14 protein-coding genes are annotated in these 16,422 nt (G+C 68.5%); 8 read left to right on the plus strand and 6 right to left on the minus strand.

Annotated elements, in window-relative coordinates:
- Positions 1 to 123: 123 nt before the first annotated feature.
- Positions 124 to 1,779 carry a GMC family oxidoreductase gene (locus A2G96_RS24830; RefSeq protein WP_062802856.1) on the minus strand — a complete coding sequence of 552 codons (1,656 nt, stop codon included), beginning with the start codon at positions 1,777 to 1,779 and terminating at the stop codon, positions 124 to 126.
- A gap of 130 nt (positions 1,780 to 1,909) precedes the next feature.
- On the opposite strand from A2G96_RS24830, the gene A2G96_RS24835 reads away from it, so the two are divergent.
- Positions 1,910 to 2,734: an IclR family transcriptional regulator gene (locus A2G96_RS24835; protein WP_062802857.1), complete on the plus strand. Its 825-nt coding sequence runs from the start codon at positions 1,910 to 1,912 to the stop codon at positions 2,732 to 2,734.
- A 22-nt stretch (positions 2,735 to 2,756) separates the two neighbouring features.
- On the opposite strand, the gene A2G96_RS24840 is transcribed toward A2G96_RS24835, so the two are convergent.
- Positions 2,757 to 3,764, minus strand: a complete 1,008-nt coding sequence (locus A2G96_RS24840) for a LysR family transcriptional regulator (protein WP_062802858.1) — start codon at positions 3,762 to 3,764, stop codon at positions 2,757 to 2,759.
- Positions 3,765 to 3,929: 165 nt separating this feature from the next.
- On the opposite strand from A2G96_RS24840, the gene A2G96_RS24845 reads away from it, so the two are divergent.
- Genes A2G96_RS24845 through A2G96_RS24855 form a run of 3 tightly spaced genes read left to right on the plus strand, consistent with a single transcriptional unit; the run spans position 3,930 to position 7,476 of the window.
- A complete protein-coding gene (locus tag A2G96_RS24845; protein ID WP_062802859.1) occupies positions 3,930 to 4,919 on the plus strand; it encodes a Bug family tripartite tricarboxylate transporter substrate binding protein in 990 nt (329 codons plus the stop codon).
- A gap of 26 nt (positions 4,920 to 4,945) precedes the next feature.
- The gene (locus tag A2G96_RS24850; RefSeq protein ID WP_062802860.1) at positions 4,946 to 6,445 is read left to right on the plus strand and encodes a M81 family metallopeptidase; all 1,500 of its coding nucleotides are present in this window, start codon (positions 4,946 to 4,948) and stop codon (positions 6,443 to 6,445) included.
- Positions 6,446 to 6,468: 23 nt separating this feature from the next.
- Positions 6,469 to 7,476 carry a tripartite tricarboxylate transporter substrate-binding protein gene (locus A2G96_RS24855; protein ID WP_150124244.1) on the plus strand — a complete coding sequence of 336 codons (1,008 nt, stop codon included), beginning with the start codon at positions 6,469 to 6,471 and terminating at the stop codon, positions 7,474 to 7,476.
- On the opposite strand, the gene A2G96_RS24860 is transcribed toward A2G96_RS24855, so the two are convergent.
- Entirely contained in the window at positions 7,460 to 8,122 is a 663-nt protein-coding gene (locus A2G96_RS24860) for a uracil-DNA glycosylase family protein (protein ID WP_062802861.1), read from the minus strand. The genes A2G96_RS24855 and A2G96_RS24860 overlap by 17 nt on opposite strands.
- Positions 8,123 to 8,303: 181 nt before the next feature.
- On the opposite strand from A2G96_RS24860, the gene A2G96_RS24865 reads away from it, so the two are divergent.
- On the plus strand, positions 8,304 to 9,794 hold the full coding sequence (locus A2G96_RS24865) for a PQQ-dependent sugar dehydrogenase (RefSeq protein ID WP_062802862.1): 1,491 nt from the start codon (positions 8,304 to 8,306) through the stop codon (positions 9,792 to 9,794).
- A 27-nt stretch (positions 9,795 to 9,821) separates the two neighbouring features.
- On the opposite strand, the gene A2G96_RS24870 is transcribed toward A2G96_RS24865, so the two are convergent.
- A complete protein-coding gene (locus tag A2G96_RS24870) occupies positions 9,822 to 10,832 on the minus strand; it encodes a tripartite tricarboxylate transporter substrate binding protein (RefSeq protein ID WP_062802863.1) in 1,011 nt (336 codons plus the stop codon).
- A 24-nt stretch (positions 10,833 to 10,856) separates the two neighbouring features.
- Positions 10,857 to 12,038, minus strand: coding sequence for a M20 aminoacylase family protein (locus A2G96_RS24875; protein WP_062802864.1), 1,182 nt, complete (start codon positions 12,036 to 12,038; stop codon positions 10,857 to 10,859).
- A gap of 136 nt (positions 12,039 to 12,174) precedes the next feature.
- Here A2G96_RS24875 and A2G96_RS24880 point away from each other — a divergent pair, with 136 nt between their 5' ends.
- The 3 genes from A2G96_RS24880 (at position 12,175) to A2G96_RS24890 (ending at position 14,818) form a co-directional block, all read left to right on the plus strand.
- On the plus strand, positions 12,175 to 13,083 hold the full coding sequence (locus A2G96_RS24880; protein WP_062802865.1) for a LysR family transcriptional regulator: 909 nt from the start codon (positions 12,175 to 12,177) through the stop codon (positions 13,081 to 13,083).
- 168 nt (positions 13,084 to 13,251) lie between these two features.
- Positions 13,252 to 13,824 carry an AraC family transcriptional regulator gene (locus A2G96_RS24885; protein WP_231909738.1) on the plus strand — a complete coding sequence of 191 codons (573 nt, stop codon included), beginning with the start codon at positions 13,252 to 13,254 and terminating at the stop codon, positions 13,822 to 13,824.
- A gap of 91 nt (positions 13,825 to 13,915) precedes the next feature.
- Positions 13,916 to 14,818: a LysR family transcriptional regulator gene (locus A2G96_RS24890; RefSeq protein WP_062802867.1), complete on the plus strand. Its 903-nt coding sequence runs from the start codon at positions 13,916 to 13,918 to the stop codon at positions 14,816 to 14,818.
- Between the two features lie 22 nt (positions 14,819 to 14,840).
- On the opposite strand, the gene A2G96_RS24895 is transcribed toward A2G96_RS24890, so the two are convergent.
- Positions 14,841 to 16,373, minus strand: coding sequence for a class I adenylate-forming enzyme family protein (locus A2G96_RS24895; protein WP_062802868.1), 1,533 nt, complete (start codon positions 16,371 to 16,373; stop codon positions 14,841 to 14,843).
- Positions 16,374 to 16,422: the final 49 nt, after the last annotated feature.

Genomic DNA, 16,422 nt, shown 5'->3' on the forward strand with positions numbered 1-16,422 from the left:
CTTGTCTCCTCTGGTGGTGGGCGGCGTCCTCTGGAAGGAATGGTTATGGACGCCGATGCGATGCGGGGCCTGACCTGGTGGTTATCGATGCCCGGCCCCGCCGGTTTGCCGCTTCAGGTTGCTTCAGGCCGCGGCGGCCATCGGCGCCACCACGTCGGCGTGGTGGATCTCGCGCCGCGCGTCTTCGCGGATCAGGTCTGCGGCGCGCTCGGCCATCATCACCACCGGCACGTTGGTGTTGCCGGAGACCAGCGTGGGCATCACCGAGCAGTCCACCACGCGCAGCCCGCCAACGCCGTGCACGCGCAGGCGCGCATCGACCACCGCCAGCGGGTCGGCGGCCGGTCCCATCTTGGCCGTGCCTGACGGATGGAAGATGGTGGCGCCGTACTCGCGGCAGAAATGCAGGATCTCGTCGTCGCTGCGCACGGCGTCGCCGGGCCGGAATTCGCGCTTCATCAGGCCGCGCATCGGCTCGGTCTGCGCCACGCGCCGGGCGTAGCGCACCGCCGCGACGGTGCAGCGCCGGTCCAGTTCGGCCGACAGGTAGTTGGGCTGCATCGACGGCGGCTCGAACGGGTCGGTCGAGCGGATCCGCACGGTGCCGCGCGACGCCGGGCGCAGCTGGCACACGGAATAGGTGCAGCCCGAGAACGGATGCACCGAGCCGCCGGCCATGTCGGCCGACAGTGTCGAGAAATGGAACTGCGTGTCCGGCGTGGCGCTTTCCTCCGGCAGGGCGCGGCAGAACATCGCGCCCTGGTTGATGCCGATCGCCAGCGGACCCTTGCGCAGCAGCAGCCATTCCAGGCCCATGCGCGCCTTGCCGGCCAGCGTGCGCAGCTGGTCGTTGGTGGTGATGGGTCTGGCCACCTCGTAGATCAGCCGGATCTGCAGGTGGTCCTGCAGGTTTTCGCCGACGCCCGGCAGCGCATGCAGCACCGGCACGCCAAGGTCCTGCAGCAGCGGCGCCGGGCCGATGCCGGACAGCTGCAGCAGCTGCGGCGACTGCAGCGCGCCGGCGCACAGGATCACCTCGCGCCGCGCCCGCAGGATATGGGGCTGGCCATGCCGGGTGTAGCGCACGCCCACGGCGCGCTTGCCTTCGAACAGCAGGCCGGTGGTGTGCGCATCGGTCTCGACGCGCAGGTTGGCGCGCCCGCGCGCCGGGCGCAGGTAGGCCACCGCGGTGGAGCAACGCCAGCCGTTGCGCGTGGTCAGCTGGTAGTAGCCCACGCCCTCCTGGTCGCCGCCGTTGAAGTCGGTCTGGCGCGGCAGGCCCAGCGCCTGGCCGGCGGCGATGAAGGCATCGACCAGCGGATGGCGCCGGTCGATCGAGGTGGCATTGAGCGGGCCCTCGGTGCCGCGCGTCGGCCCGGCGCCCAGGTCGTTGTTCTCGAGCTTGCGGAAGTAGGGCAGGCAGTCGTCCCAGCCCCAGCCCGGGTTGCCCAGTGCTGCCCAGTGGTCATAGTCCTCGCGCTGGCCGCGCACGTAGATCAGGCCGTTGATGGCGCTGCTGCCGCCCAGCGTGCGCCCGCGCGGCCAGTAGATGCGGCGGTTCAGCATGTTGGGATCGGGATCGGTATAGAAGCCCCAGTTCACCTGCTTGTGGAACATGGTCTTGCCATAGCCGATCGGGATATGGATCCACGGGTAGCGGTCGGGCGGGCCTGCCTCGAGCAGGCACACCGAATGGCGGCCGTCTTCGCTGAGCCGGTTGGCCAGCACGCACCCGGCCGAGCCCGCGCCCACCACGATGTAGTCAACGGTTTGCGACATCGTCGCTGTCTCCTGTTTCTGGCCGGCGGGCGCGCAGCCCGCGGCTCGGATTTATAATCTGAAACGTTCTGTTCCGGATTTTATTTTCTAGTGCCGGAATGGAAAGCCCAATCGCGAGGAGACGCCGGTTGTGAAACAGAACATGACAATGCCGTTTCAGAATCGCACTGCAGCAGAGGACGGCGCGCTGGAGGAAGACGCCCGCAGCCTGCGCGTGCTGGCGGTGCTGTCCAGCCTGGCGCGGGCGCAGCAGCCGCAAACGCTGTCGCAGCTGTCGCAGCGGCTGCATGTGCCGAAGGCGACGCTGATGCGCCTGCTGGCAGCGATGGAGCGCAGCGGCTTCGTGGTGCGGATGCCGGCCGAGCGCGGCTATGTGCCCGGGCCGGCCGCGGCGGCGTTATCGCTGCAGACGCTGCGCAGCCCGCCGCTGCTGCGCGAATGCCGCGGCATCCTGGCCCGGCTGGTGGCGCGGCTGGGCGAGACCTGCAACCTGACCGCGCTCGACGGCGACCGTGTGCTGTACGTGGAGCGCGTGGAAACGCACGAGCCGCTGCGGCTGCAGCTGTCGCCCGGCATCCATGTGCCGCTGCACTGCACCGCCAGCGGCAAGCTGTTCCTGTCGGCGATGAACCGGCTGGAGCGACAGCAGACGCTCGGGCGTCTCGAGCTCGTCGCGCACACGCCGCGCACGCTGTCAGACCTGGCTGCGCTGAACGCCGAACTCGACCGCCTGGCCGCGCGCGGCATCGGCGTCGACCACGAGGAATTCGTGCGCGGCATGTGCGCGGTGGCGGTGCCGGTGCGCGAACCGGACGGCGCTGGATCGGGCCGGGTGGTGGCGGCGATCGCCTGTCATGCGCCCACCGCGCGGGCCTCATTGGAAGCGTTGCTGCAGGCGGTGCCGACGCTGCAGGACGCGGCGAAGGAGATGGCGGCGGTGCTGTGCGGGCAGTGAGCCAGGCCGCAAGGCTTCCCGCTCAGCGCTTGCGCACGCCGGCCGCCGCCACCGCGCGCGCGGCCAGCAACGGCACCGGCTCGGCCATGACGGTCTCACCGGCCCGGCGCATGACGAGTTCGCGAAACAGGCGAGCCGGCGTGCGCGGCGTCAGTTCGTCGTTCCACACCGCGACCACCGGCTCCACGCGGCTGCCGAGCTCGAAGCGAAGCACTCTTCCCACCTTGGCCAGGGTGAGCTGCGCGGCGATGCGCTCCGGAAACACCGCCAGGAAATGACCGGCCTGCAACAGGCTGGCCGTGGCGGCCACATCGCTGGTGCGGATACCTAGCGTGGGCGCTGGCGCGTCCAGCGCCTGGAACGCCGAATGCAGCAGGTGCAGCATGCGCGAGCCCGCCACCGGAATACACCACTGCTGCCCGGACAGTTCACGCGCGGTCAGCTTGCGGCGCGTCAGCAGCGGATGGTCCTGGCTGGCGACGATCACCACCTTCTGTGCCGGAACCACCGGTGCCGCGCGTAGCGCGGGTAGCGAAAGGCGCGGATCGTCATAGGCGAACAGCAGGTCCAGCGAGCCATCCACAAGCTGATCCGCCAGTTCGCCGATGCCCCCCTCGATCACGCTGATCTCCACACGCGGATGATCTTGATAGAAGTCGCTCATCGCCCGCGCCAGAAAGGGCTGCACCGACATGGTCCGGAACGCGATGCGCAACGTCCCCTGGCTGCCGGCACGTACCGCCTCCAGCGATTCGGCAAGCCGTTCGAGCTGCGCCAGCAAGACCGCCGCATGCGCCGCCATCTCGCTGCCGGGCTCGGTCAGCCGCAGGCCGCGGCGGCTGCGCTCGAACAGCGGCATGCCCACGATGTCTTCGATCTCGGCCAGTGTCTTGGACACCGCGGCAGGGCTGACATGGAAGCGCACGGCGACGGCGGCGGCGGTCTGCATCTCGCTCAGCGCCAGCATGATGCGCAGATGCCGCAACTTGAGGCGGCCAAGCAGGGTATGGGTGAAGGTTTCGGCAGGCATGGCAGGCAACGGCAGGGCCGACAGGTTTCTTTTGTGGGTTAACCATTTGCTCAATAAACAGCGAGTTTAATTCGCTTTTGGTATCGAAACCAATCCCATATAGTCGGCGCATCACCTGATTCATTCCAAGCCATCACGAGGCAATCAGACCTCAGGAGGAGACCCATGGAAGCAGTATGCCGATTGCGCTCGGCCATGCGCTGCATGCTTGCCGGCGCAGCCGTGCTGACGGCCACTTGCGCAAGTGCCGCGACCGCGTGGCCCGACCGGCCGCTGCGCCTGGTCGTGCCGTTTCCGGCCGGCGGTTCCTACGACATCATCGGCCGCACGCTCGCGCGCAAGCTGGAACAGCGGCTCGGGCAGCCGGTGGTGGTGGAGAACATCGCCGGCGGCGCGACCGTGCCGGGCGTGTCGTCGGTGCTCAAGGAAAAGGCCGATGGCAACACGCTGCTGCTGGCCAGCGACGGCACGCTCAGTATCAATCCGTACACGATCAAGGGCCTGCGCTATCGGCCCGATACCGACCTGACGCCGGTGACCATCGTCAGCACCGTGCCGCACTGGATCATCACGCGCGCCGACCGCAAGCAGATGACATTGAGTGAGCTGAAATCGCATATCCAGCGCAATCCCGGCAAGGTGTCGATCAGCATCAACGTTGTCGCCGGGGCCGCCCACCTCGGCCTGGCCGACTGGAAGCGCCGCAATGGCCTGGACTTCACCATTGTTCCGTACCGCGGCTCGCCGCCCGCCATGGCGGATCTGATTGGTGGCCAGACTTATGCCCATGTCGATGTGATCGGCTCTTCGGTCAACTACGTCCAGGATGGCAAGGCCAAGCCGCTGGCCGTGCTGCAGGTGGAGCCGGTTGCGCAGTTTCCTGCCCTCGAAACGCAGAGGGCGGGTGGTGCCGATGCACTGCAGGTGCGCGGCAATCTGGCGCTGGTGGTCAAGGCGGGTACGCCGGCCCCGGTGATCGACCGGCTCTACCAGGAAGTGAAGGCCAGCGTGCATGAAGCGGACTTCGCTGCACGCCTGAAGACGCTTTCCTACGAGCCGGTCCTGTCCACCCCCGAGCAGGCCCGCCGCTTCCTGCAGACCGAATCGATCCGCTACGGCGCCATCGCACGCGCGGTCGATCTCGAATCCAACTGAACCCTTGACGCTGCCGGAGCCAGTCCATGCGTTTTGTCATTGCCCTGATGCGGCATGAAACCAATACCTTTTCGCCGATTGCCACGCCACTGAGCGCGTTCAACCGCGGCAGCACCGACGGCCCGCTTTATGGCGACGACGCGGTGCGTGCCTGCCAGGGCACCAACAGCGCCGCGGCCGCATTCATCGATATCGCTCGGCAACAGGGCGACGAATTCGTGATGCCGTTGATGGCGAACGCAGTGCCCAGCGGCATGGTCACTGCCGAAGCCTTTGAGTCGATGGCGGCCACCATCGTAGAGGCGGTACGCGCCGGCTGCGATGCCGTGATGCTGGACCTGCACGGCGCCATGGTGGCCGAGGGTTATCCGGATGCGGAAGGCGAGTTGCTGGCCCGTATCCGTGCCGTCGCGCCGGAGATGCCGATCGCGGTGGCGCTCGATTTCCATGCCAACTTCAGCGCTGCCCTGGTCGACAATGCGACCGTGATCGCCGGCTATTGCACCTATCCCCACGTGGACGTGTACGAGACCGGCGCTCGCGCCGCCCGTACCCTGATGGCGGCGCTGCACGGCGAGGCCCAGCCGGTCTTGCTGTGGCGCACGCTGCCGATGCTGACCCACATGCTGCGCCAGACCCCACGCGCGCAACCGATGAAGGACATCATGGAGCGCGCGATGACGGCCGAGCGCGATGGCGAGGTGCTCAACGCGTCGGTGTTCGGGGGCTTTCCGCTGGCCGATATCCCGCATACGGGGCTGGCCGTGGTGATCGTGGCCGAAGCCACCACGATCGAAGCGGGCCGGCGCCTGCTCGACGAACTCTGCGGCATGGCGTGGCAACGCCGGGCTGATTTCGTTTTCCCGATCGAGCCGATGGCGGAATCGATCGCACGAGCGAAGGCGATCCCGCAAGGTCCGGTCGTGCTGGTGGACCATGGCGACAACTGTGGTGCCGGCGGCCCAACCGACGAAATGACAGTGTTGGGCGAAGTCCTGCACCAGGGGCTCGAAGGCGTGGTTGCCGGGCCGTTCTGGGACCCCGGGGCGGTGGCGGAATTGATTGCCGCCGGCGTCGGGCAGTCCGTCACGCTGGATGTGGGCGGCAAGACCGACATGCCGGCGCTGGACCTGAAGGGCCGTCCGCTGCGGCTGACCGGGCGGGTGCAGTGCATTACCGACGGCAACTATCAGGTCACCGGTCCGATGTTCACCGGCATGAAGCTGAGCCTGGGCCGCACCGTGGTGCTGGATGTCGCGGGCACGTTGGTGGTGATCTGCGAAAAGCCGCAGGAGCCGTTCGATACCGGCGTGTTCACGCACGCGGGCATCGACCTGTCGCGCCGCAAGTACATCCTCATCAAGTCGCGCCAGCATTTCCGCGCCGGGTTCGAGCCGATCGCCAGCGAGATCGTGCTGGTGGCCGGCCCCGGCGTCTGCAGTTCGGACTACAGCCAGTTTCCGTTCCGCAACCTGCGCCGCCCGATCTATCCACTGGAAGCGCACACTGAACTCGATGCCGCCTGAAGCGGCCGCCGCCATCAACCGGAGTGACCCGCACGCTCTTTCCGAATTCCCTGCAACGGCTGGCCCCCGCGCTGGCCTTGGTCTTGGCCCTGGGTGTCAGTGCCGCTCCCGCCATGGCCCGCGCCGCCAGCGGCGACGCGCCCGTGCGTATCGTCGTCGGCTTTGCGGCCGGCGGTGCGCTCGACATTTTCGCGCGCACGCTTGCCGAAAAGCTGCGGGTTTCGCTCGACACACCGGTGCTGGTCGAAAACCGCCCCGGCGCCTCGGCGCGACTGGCACTGGAGAACGTCAAACGCGCGCCGCCGGACGGCAAGACGGTGCTGATCTCGCCCGCGCCGCCGTTCACCATCTTTCCGCTGACCTACAAAAGCCTGTCCTATGACCCCGACAAGGACCTGGTTCCCGTCGCCTACCTGGCCGACGTGCCGCTGGTCGCATCCGCCAGCATCAACCAGCCCTATCGGACCATGCCGGAATACCTGGCATGGGTAAAGCGCAACCGGGACAAGGGCGGCGTGGGACTGGTCACGCTTGGCGGCAGCATTCACTTCGGGGTGCTGTCGCTCAGCAAGGCGATCGGCGTGCCCTTGCTGCCCACCGCCTATCGCGGCGCAGTGATGATGCTGACCGATGAGATCGGCGGCACGCTGCCGCTGGGTATCGATGCGGTGGGCGGGCAGATGGAGCTGTACCGGGCGGGCAAGATCCGTTTCCTGGGTGTCACCGGCACTCGCCGCTCGGCGCTGCTGCCTGATGTGCCAACGCTGGCGGAGGTGGGCGCGCCAGGTTTCGAGGCGGCATCCGGCTGGTATTCGGCTTTTGTGCCGGCGGGGACGCCGCCGCCGATGGTGGCGAAGATCGAAAAGGCGCTGCTCGATGCCGTCAAGGATCCCGTGGTGCGCGACAAGATGTCGACGCTGGGCATGGAAATGAATGGCAAGCCGGCGGATTCCTTGCGCAAGCTGATCCAGGCGCAGCGCGCGCAGTGGCAGCCGGTGGTCGCGGCCTCGGGTTTTACGGCCAGCGATTGAGACCCGCGGGAGCACGGCCATGCCGCAGGATGCGGCCCACCCGCTCCCGCAGCATCGGCAATACCTCGGCTTCAAACCACGGATGCTGCTTGAACCACGGCTGGTTGCGCGGCGACGGGTGCGGCAGCGGGATGAAGCCGGGCGCATAGTCCTGCCATGCCCTGACCGTTTCGGTCAGCGTGGGTTTGCGGCGCGCGCCCAGGAAATGCCGCTGCGCATACTGGCCGACCAGCAGGGTCAGCGCGATCGACGGCAGTTGCGCCAGCAGGCGGTCCATCCACAGGGGCGCGCATTCGGGGCGCGGCGGGTTGTCGCCACCCTTGCCGCGGCCGGGATAGCACAAGCCCATTGGGATGATGGCGAATTGCGAGGCGTCGCAGAAGGTGGTGTCGTCGACGCCGAGCCACTGGCGCAAACGGTCACCGCTGGCATCGTTCCATGGAATGCCGGTCTCGTGCACGCGCGTTCCCGGTGCCTGGCCGACGATCAGTATGCGTGCGCCGGCGCCGGCGCGAACCACCGGGCGCGGGCCCAGCGGCAAATGCTGTGCGCAGGCGCGGCAGGCGCGGACCTCGGTCAGCAGGGATTCGAGCGCGGCGGTTGGGTGGCGCAGGGTGTGTTCAGGCGGGGGCGGCTTGGCTGGCATCGCTGGTTGTCCGGAATGCGCGCTTTCGCGCGGACCTGCAGTGGTTGGCCGATGCCGCGCGCATGACGTATTTTACAAGGGCAAACGCGCCCCCGCCGCCGAACCCGCCGGCGCAACGCATGCGCGGCCGCGCAGCGGTTCCCGCATGCCAGCGGTGGCGCGACCATCACAGGAGCCCGCCATGCTCGACGCACTTCGCCACACGCTTCGCCGCTTCTCCATCGCTTGCTGTGTGTGCCTTGCAGCCTGCGGGGGCGGCGGTGGCGGCGGCGAAAGCGGCGGTGCGGGTGATTCTGGCGGTGGAGGAGGCGGCGGTGGCGCGGGCGGCAACGGCTCGCTGACGGTTGCGATCTCGGGCCTGCCGTCGGGGACCCCGGCGGCCATCACGGTATCGGGCCCGGGCCAGTTCCGCCAGGCCGTGGTGCAGTCGACCACGCTGTCCAACCTGGCGCCAGGCAGTTACACCATCACCGCAGACAGCGTGCTGACGGGCAGTGCGTTGCGCAAGCCGCAGCTGCCGACGCAGGTGGTCGCAGTGGCCGCGGGCACGGGTGCGACCGCCAGCGTGGCCTACGGTGCGCCGGAATCGATGCAGTTGTCGTTGACGCAGGTGCCCGGCGAATTCTCCGCGCCGATCTTCCTGACCGCGCCCGCCGGCGATGCGCGCCTGTTCGTGGTGGAGCGCGCCGGCCGTATCCGCATCGTTCGCGATGGCGCGCTGCTGGCCACGCCGTTTCTGGATATCGAGGCGCTGACCACCACCGACGGCGAGCGCGGCCTGCTGTCGATGGCATTCGATCCGGACTACGCGAGCAACGGCCGCTTCTACGTCTATTACACCGACACAGCTGGCGCCATCACCATCGCCCGCTACCAGGTCTCGGCCACCAACCCGGACCTGGCCGACACCGCGGGCACGGTGCTGCTGTCGATCCCGCATCCGACCTTCTCCAACCATAACGGCGGCCAGCTCGCCTTCGGCCCCGACCGCATGCTCTATATCGGCACGGGCGACGGCGGCGGTGGCGGCGATCCGGCGGGCAACGCGCAGAACGCGGGAACGCTGCTCGGCAAGATGCTGCGTATCGATGTCAGCGGCGCGTCGGGCTACGGCGTGCCGGCAGGCAACCCGTTACTGGGCCAGTCGGGCAGCCGCGGCGAGATCTGGGCGCTCGGGCTGCGCAACCCGTGGCGGTTCTCGTTCGATGCCGGGACGTTGTATATCGCCGACGTCGGCCAGGACCTGCGTGAGGAAGTCGACGTGGCACCGTCCACCAGCGCGGGCCTGAACTACGGCTGGAACCTGACCGAGGGCTCCGCGTGCGTGGGTGCCGCCGCCTGCGACAAGAGCGGGCTGACCATGCCCGCGTTCGAGTACGGCCATGGGGAAGGCGGCTGTGCCATCGTCGGCGGCTATGTGTATCGCGGCAGCGCCAGCCCGGCGCTGCGCGGGCGCTACTTCTACTCCGATCTGTGCACGGGCAAGCTGCAGAGCTTCGTGTATCGCGATGGCGTTGCCACCGAGCCGGTCGACTGGAACGTCACGGTGCCGGGCAGCGTGTTCTCGTTCGGCGTGGATGCCGCGCAGGCGCTCTATGTGATGGCCGATCCGGGCACGTCCGCGAACAGCGGGCGGGTCTACCGGATCGATGCCGCGGGCGGCACGCCTTGATGGCTTGCCGCCCCTCATCGCAACGTCTCAGGCCGCGTTGGTCTTGCGGCCGACGCCCTGGATCAGCTTGTTGACGCGTGCCAGGTACTGGTCGAACATCCGGTTCGCCTGTTCCTGGCTGTCGATCGGCTGCAGCACGGTGCGCCCCTCGGCTTCAAGCTTGGCGCGGATCTCCGGCTTGGCCAGCGCTTCGCCGATGGCCTTGCGCAGCACCGCCACGCGCTCTGCCGGCGTGCCCTGCCTGACGAAATAGCCGCCGCCGATGGTGTATTCGAAATCCGGCACCAGCTTGCTCTGCGTAATCAGCGGCACCGACTTGAGCGCGGGCGGCAGGGCGCGCGAGAAGCTGGTCAGGATCTTCAGCCGGCCCTGCTGCTGCATGCTGTCGAAACTGGACTGGTAGGGCAGGATGGCGAAGTCGACCTCGCCGCCGGCAAGGCCCTGCAGCGCCGGCGCGCCGCCCTTGTAGGGCACGTGCAGGAACGGCACGCCCAGGCGCGCGGCGAGCGCATCGCCCATCAGGTGATAGATCGAGTCGATGCCGACGGTGGCGTAGGTCAGCGACTTGCCCTTGCCCTGCCGCGCGAATTCGATGAACTTGTCCAGGCTGTCCACGGCGATGCCGTTGCGCACCATCAGCACGATATTGGCGTCGCTGATCGGCGCGGCCAGCAAGAAGTCCTGCGGCTTGTAGCGTGCCGCGGGGTTCAGCAGCGGCGCCAGGAACACCTCGTTGATCGAGCCATGGAAGAAGGTGTAGCCGTCGGCCGGCGCGGCCAGCACCTTGTTGGCGCCGATCAGCCCGGTGCCGCCGCCGTAGTTCTCCACCACCACCTGCTGGCGCACGCTCTTGCTGATCGATTCGCCGAAGATGCGCGCCGACGCGTCGCTGGCGCCGCCGGCAGGGTAGGGCACCACCAGCGACAGCGCCTTGGCGGGAAAGGCATCGGCCGCAAACGCCGGCAGGCCGGACAGCACGGAAGCACCGGCGGCGAGGCCGGCGTGTTGCAGGAAGCGGCGACGGTTCAGGGTAGCCATGGGGTTGTCTCCTCGGTTTCTTTGTCAGGCCAGATAGCTTTGCGCCAGGTGCGCCCAGAACGCGGCGCCGACCGGCAGGGCCTTGTCGTTGAAGTCGTACAGCGGGTTGTGCACCATGCAGCCGCCGTCTTCGCCCAGGCCGTTGCCCAGTCGGATATAGGCGCCGGGGCGATGCTCGAGCATGTAGGCGAAGTCTTCGCTGCCCATCACCGGCGGGCGCTCGACCACGTTGTCGGCGCCCACCAGCCGGATCGCGGCCTGGCGCGCGAATTCGGTCTGCGCGGCATGGTTGACCAGCACCGGATACTTGCGCTCGTAGATCACCTCCGCCTGCGGCCGGAAGCTCTGCGCCTGCGCGGTGACGAAGGCCTGGATGCGTTCTTCGACCAGCGTGCGCACGCGCGGGTCGAGCGTGCGCACGCCGATCTTGATGGTTGCGGTGTCGGGCACCACGTTGTAGGTGCTGCCGGCCTGCAGCGCGCCCACGGTGATCACCGCCGACTTGAGCGCGTCGATCTCGCGGCTGACGATCGATTGCAGCCCCAGCACCATGCTGGCCGCGCCCTGCATCACGTCGATGCCATGGTGCGGCATGGCGCCGTGCGCGCCGCGCCCGCGCAGCGTGACGGTGGCGCGGTCGAACGAGGCCATGGCGGGACCGGCGATCACGCCGATCTGTCCCACCGGCATGCCCGGCGAATTGTGCAGCGCGTACACCTCGTCGCACGGGAAGCGCTCGAACAGCCCGTCCTCCAGCATGCGCAGCGCGCCGCCTTCGTTCTCTTCGGCCGGCTGGAAGATCAGGTTCAGCGTGCCGTTGAAATCGACCGACTCGGCCAGGTAGCGCGCGGCGCACAGCAGGATCGCGGTGTGGCCGTCATGGCCGCATGCATGCATCTTGCCCGCGATGGTGCTGGCATAGTCCAGGCCGGTCTGTTCCTGGATCGGCAGCGCATCCATGTCGGCGCGGATGCCCAGCGCCTTGCTGCCGTGGCCCTTGCGCAGCGTGCCGACCACGCCGGTGGTGCCCAGGCCGCGGTGCACGGCGTAGCCCCATGCCGCCAGCTGCTCGGCGACGAGGTTGCTGGTCTGGCGCTCTTCGAAGGCCAGCTCCGGATGCGCGTGGATCTGGCGCCGGATCGCGACGAATTCCGGCGCGAGGGTCTGGATGGATCGCTGCAGTTCGGCGGGCAGGGTATCGGTCATGGCGGCTGGGGAACGTGGTGGTTCATCGCATTCTCTCCGCAGCCGTGCGCCGAAACCATGACAACGGTAGCGACAAATCGTTGTATAGAATGCAACGATAAGAAAATCGCGCATCGCCGCAGGAGGAGACCGAGACATGGAAGACGTGCTGGACCGCAAGCGGGCGCTGTGCCTGCTGCAGATCATCGAGACCGGTTCGGTGCGCGGCGCCGCCGAAGCGCTGGAGCTGGACCCCTCGGTGGTCAGCCGTGCCGTGGCCAGGCTGGAACAGGACACCGGGCTGACGCTGCTGGAGCGGCGCGGGCGTGGCGTGGTCGCCACCGACGCGGGGCGGCTGCTGGCGCTGTTTGCGCGGCGCCAGCAGGACCTGCAGGACACCTTCGTGGCCGAAGTGAACAACCTGAAGAACGCCCAGCGCGGCCATGTCGAACTGTCCTTCGGCGAAGGCTTTGTCGACCTGGTGCTGGAGCCGGTGCTGCAGGGCTTCCTGCGCAAGCATCCCGACGTCACCTGCAGCATCCAGGTGGCGGGCACCGACGAGACCGTGCGCCTGCTGCTGGAGGATCTGGCCCATATCGGCTTCGTGTTCCAGCCGCCCGACGATGCGCGGCTGCAATCGCACTATTCGCGGCTGTCGCCGATCCGCGCGCACGTGCACAAGGACCATCCGCTGGCGCGGCGCCGGCGCGCGCTGACGCTGGCGGACCTGGCGCAGCACCAGGGCGCGTTCCTGGCGGGTTCGTTCGGCGTGCGCAAGCATGTGCAGGCGGCCGAGCTGGACGAGCACATCACGCTCAAGCCGATGCTGGTCACCAACTCCTTCAAGGTGCTGTGGGAGTACGCGGCGATGGGGCTGGGCTATATCCTGACGGCGCGCTCGGTGCCGCTGAAGGAGCCGCAGCTGCGGCAGCTGGTATCGCTGCCGATGGCCAATCCCATCCTGAACAACAGCCGCATCCACATCCTGACGCGTGCCGGCCGGCACTTGTCGCCGGTCGCGGATGGCCTGCTGCGGCACCTGGTCAAGGCGTTTCCGGCGGCCTGAACTGGCGCCGGCAACGGAACCTGCATGCAGCGGCGGCGAACGGAGTGTTCGGGAATGGCAGAGGCGCGCGCGCCGGATTGCGGCGATCATGCAGGTTGATCCTGTCCGCCCCTCGCCGCCCTTCGCCAGACTTCCTAGTCCGCCATGCATGTCCATCTGCAGTCCTCCATGCACGCCAGCCTGCAGCAGCTGTGGCTGGCGTTTCCGTTGTCGGTGGGCGCCGAGCGCGGCCGGGTGGTGGTCAGGCGACGCGGCTACGAGCGGGTGCTGCTGGCCGGCCAGCAGGCAGTCATCGATCCGTTCGAAGTGTTTGCGCTGCGCCTGGATGGCAGCAGCGCGCAGCCGGCGGCATGCACGCTCGAGATGCGGGGGCTGGCTCCGGCACACCCGTCGGAATGCCTGCACCACCGCATTGCCAAGCGCGTGTTCCTGCAGCCGCAGTACGCCTGGAACGCGGCGTTTATCGCGGAACGCCTCGGCATGTCTGCGGCGCAGCTGCGCCGCGCGCTGTTCGCGCAGGGCACCGCGCTGACCGACCTGTGCCGCACGCAACGGCTGATGCGGCTGCTGTTCGATGTGATGGCGGGCGACGCGGCCCTTGCCGACGCGCGGCGACGGGTCGGTTGGCCGGCCAACGGTGATTTGGACAGCGCATTCTATGACCGCTTCGGCGTCTCGCTCGAGGCCGCGCGGCGGCTGGCCGGCGCGCACGCGATGCCGCGGCAGCGCTCGGTGGCATGACGCGCGCGGCGCGGTTTGCGAGATAATCCGGCGAAATCATCCGACGAAATAATCGACGAAACAAGCCGCCGTTGCGCCCGGGAATGATGTCATGCGTTTTGATCTGGTCGACCTGAAACTGTTCACGCATATCGCGGAGGCACAGAGCCTGACCGGCGGTGCGCAGCGCTCGCACCTGTCGCTGGCCGCGGCCAGCACGCGCATCAAGAACCTGGAGGAACACGTCGGCGTCAAGCTGCTGAGCCGCAGCAGCCAGGGCATGAAGGTGACCGGGGCGGGCGAGACCCTGCTGGCCCATGCGCGCCGCGTGCTGCGCCAGCTGGAGCAGCTCAGCGGCGACCTGCAGGAATACGCGGCGGGCGTCAAAGGCCACGTGCGCGTATTCGCCAACACCACCGCCATGAGCGAGTTCCTGCCGGCGGTGCTGCGCAGCTACCTGGTCAGCCATCCGGACGTGACCATCGACATGCACGAACGGCTCAGCCCGGACATCGTGCGCGCGGTGCAGGAGGGCATCGTCGATATCGGCATCATCGCCGGCAACGTGCGCACCGAAGGGCTGGAGGTCATGCCATACCGGCGCGACCGGCTGGTGCTGGCGACCGCGCTGAGCCATCCGCTGGCCGAGCGCGGGCGCGTGGATTTCATCGATACGCTCGACTACGACTTTATCGGCCTGCCCGAAGACAGCGCCATCCACAACTTCCTGAAGCGCGCCGCGGCGGACCTGCAGCGCACGCTGCGCTGGCGCGTGCAGGTCAGCAATTTCGAGACCGCGTGCCGCATGATCGAGGCCAACGTCGGCGTGGGCGTGTTGCCCGAGACCACCGCGCGCCGACATGCCAGGGCCATGTCGCTGCGCATCGTCCAGCTCGACGACGAATGGGCCGAGCGCCAGCTGCAGATCTGCGTGGCCGACGTCGACGCCTTGCCGCTGTTCGCGCGCAAGCTGGTGGACCTGCTGGTCGAAGACGGGCAGGGGCGCCAGGACTGAACCCGCGCCCCGGCCCCGCGGGCTATGCCTGGTCCGCGAGCGACTGCCGCAACTGGTGCTTGAGCAGCTTGCCGCTGGCCGTGGTCGGCATCGCCGCCACGCGCACGATGCGTTCGGGGCGCTTGTAGGGCGACAAGCGCCCGACCAGGTAGTCTTGCAGCGCCGGCGCGTCGAAGCGCTCGCCTTCGCGGAGTTCGACGAAGGCAATCACTTCCTCGTTGCCATCCGCGGCGGGCAGGCCGATCACGGCCGACACGCGCACCGACGGATGCGTGTTGAGCACCGATTCGACTTCGATCGGGTAGACGGTGAAGCCAGAACGGATGATCAGGTCCTTGGTGCGGCCGACGATAAACAGGGCGCCTTCGTCATCCAGCCGCCCGATATCGCCGGTGTTGAGCCAGCCACCCGGGCGCAAGGCCTCGGCGGTCAGTTCGGGCGCGCGGTAATAGCCGCGCATCACGCCCGGCCCGCGGATCCACAGTTCGCCGGGCTGTCCCGGCGGCACCGGCTTGCCGTCGGGCCCGACCACCTGCAGGTCGGCACCCGGGACGATCTCGCCCGCGGCGCAATCGGCGCGCGGCCGGTCCAGGCGCGTCACGAACATCGATCCGGCGTACTCGGTCATGCCGTAGCCATGGTGCAGCGGCTGGCCGAATACTGCCTCGACATCGCGCTTGAGCGTGGGGTCGAGCGGCCCGCCGCCGGTGTAGAGATAGCGCAGGCGCGGCGATGGTTGCAAGGGCGCACCGGTCGCCCGCACGTGGGCCAGGATACGGCTGAACATGGCCGGCACGCCCTGCAGCAGCGTGATCGCGCCGTCGCGGATCGCCGCGGTCAGGTCCGCCGCGTTGAAGCGCGCGCACAGGTACAGGCTGGCGCCGGCGTGCAGCGTCGAGACCAGCAGCGTGCCCAGCCCGAACACATGCGAGATCGGCATCACCGCGTAGGCGCAGTCGTCCGGCTGCATGCGGCGCGAGGCCACGGTGACCTCGGCAAAGTGCAGCAGGCCGCGGTGGGTGACCATCACTCCCTTGGGCTGCCCGGTGGTGCCCGAGGTGTAGACCAGCGCGGCCACCTCGTGCGCAAGCGCTTCCGGCTCGCGCGTGGCGGTCGCGTCGACTGCGCTGGCCATCAGCGGGCCCAGGCCGGCCGGGGCGATTTCGCGGGCGCGGTAGCGCACGCCGTGGCGCAGCGCATCCGGCGACGCCGCGTGGGTGAACAACATCAGGCGCGGGTGGCAGTGGGCGCGGATCACCTCGATCTCGCGCTCGGACAGGCGCGCGTTGACGACCACCGGCCATGCGCCCAGCTCCGCCAGGGCGAACACCAGCGTGATCACCGCCAGGCAGTTCTCGGCCACCACCAGCACCCGGTCGCCGGTGCCCACGCCCTGCGCCTGCAGGTAGCGCTGCGCGTCCCCGATGCCGGCCCACAGCTGCGCATAGGTGGTGCTCCGGTCTTCTTCGATGACGGCGACATGGCCGGGCGTGTGCGCGGCCCAGTGGCGCGGGATGTCGCTGATGCGGGTGAGGGGGGCTCGGTCCGGTGGCATGTTTCAGGCGTCCTGGTGCGGGCGAAGTGTCCGCGGCAGCGGCATCAGT

The organism is Cupriavidus nantongensis (genome assembly GCF_001598055.1).
In the GTDB taxonomy this organism is placed as follows: Bacteria; Pseudomonadota; Gammaproteobacteria; order Burkholderiales; family Burkholderiaceae; genus Cupriavidus; species Cupriavidus nantongensis.

Excerpts from the sequence above, each read along its gene's own strand:
- A2G96_RS24840 (WP_062802858.1), bottom strand. The coding sequence starts at position 3,764 with ATGCCTGCCGAAACCTTCACCCATACCCTGCTTGGCCGCCTCAAGTTG.
- A2G96_RS24885 (WP_231909738.1), top strand. The coding sequence starts at position 13,252 with ATGCACGCCAGCCTGCAGCAGCTGTGGCTGGCGTTTCCGTTGTCGGTG.
- A2G96_RS24850 (WP_062802860.1), top strand. The coding sequence starts at position 4,946 with ATGCGTTTTGTCATTGCCCTGATGCGGCATGAAACCAATACCTTTTCG.
- A2G96_RS24865 (WP_062802862.1), top strand. The coding sequence starts at position 8,304 with ATGCTCGACGCACTTCGCCACACGCTTCGCCGCTTCTCCATCGCTTGC.
- A2G96_RS24830 (WP_062802856.1), bottom strand. The coding sequence starts at position 1,779 with ATGTCGCAAACCGTTGACTACATCGTGGTGGGCGCGGGCTCGGCCGGG.
- A2G96_RS24890 (WP_062802867.1), top strand. The coding sequence starts at position 13,916 with ATGCGTTTTGATCTGGTCGACCTGAAACTGTTCACGCATATCGCGGAG.
- A2G96_RS24895 (WP_062802868.1), bottom strand. The coding sequence starts at position 16,373 with ATGCCACCGGACCGAGCCCCCCTCACCCGCATCAGCGACATCCCGCGC.
- A2G96_RS24860 (WP_062802861.1), bottom strand. The coding sequence starts at position 8,122 with ATGCCAGCCAAGCCGCCCCCGCCTGAACACACCCTGCGCCACCCAACC.
- A2G96_RS24880 (WP_062802865.1), top strand. The coding sequence starts at position 12,175 with ATGGAAGACGTGCTGGACCGCAAGCGGGCGCTGTGCCTGCTGCAGATC.
- A2G96_RS24875 (WP_062802864.1), bottom strand. The coding sequence starts at position 12,038 with ATGACCGATACCCTGCCCGCCGAACTGCAGCGATCCATCCAGACCCTC.
- A2G96_RS24870 (WP_062802863.1), bottom strand. The coding sequence starts at position 10,832 with ATGGCTACCCTGAACCGTCGCCGCTTCCTGCAACACGCCGGCCTCGCC.
- A2G96_RS24845 (WP_062802859.1), top strand. The coding sequence starts at position 3,930 with ATGGAAGCAGTATGCCGATTGCGCTCGGCCATGCGCTGCATGCTTGCC.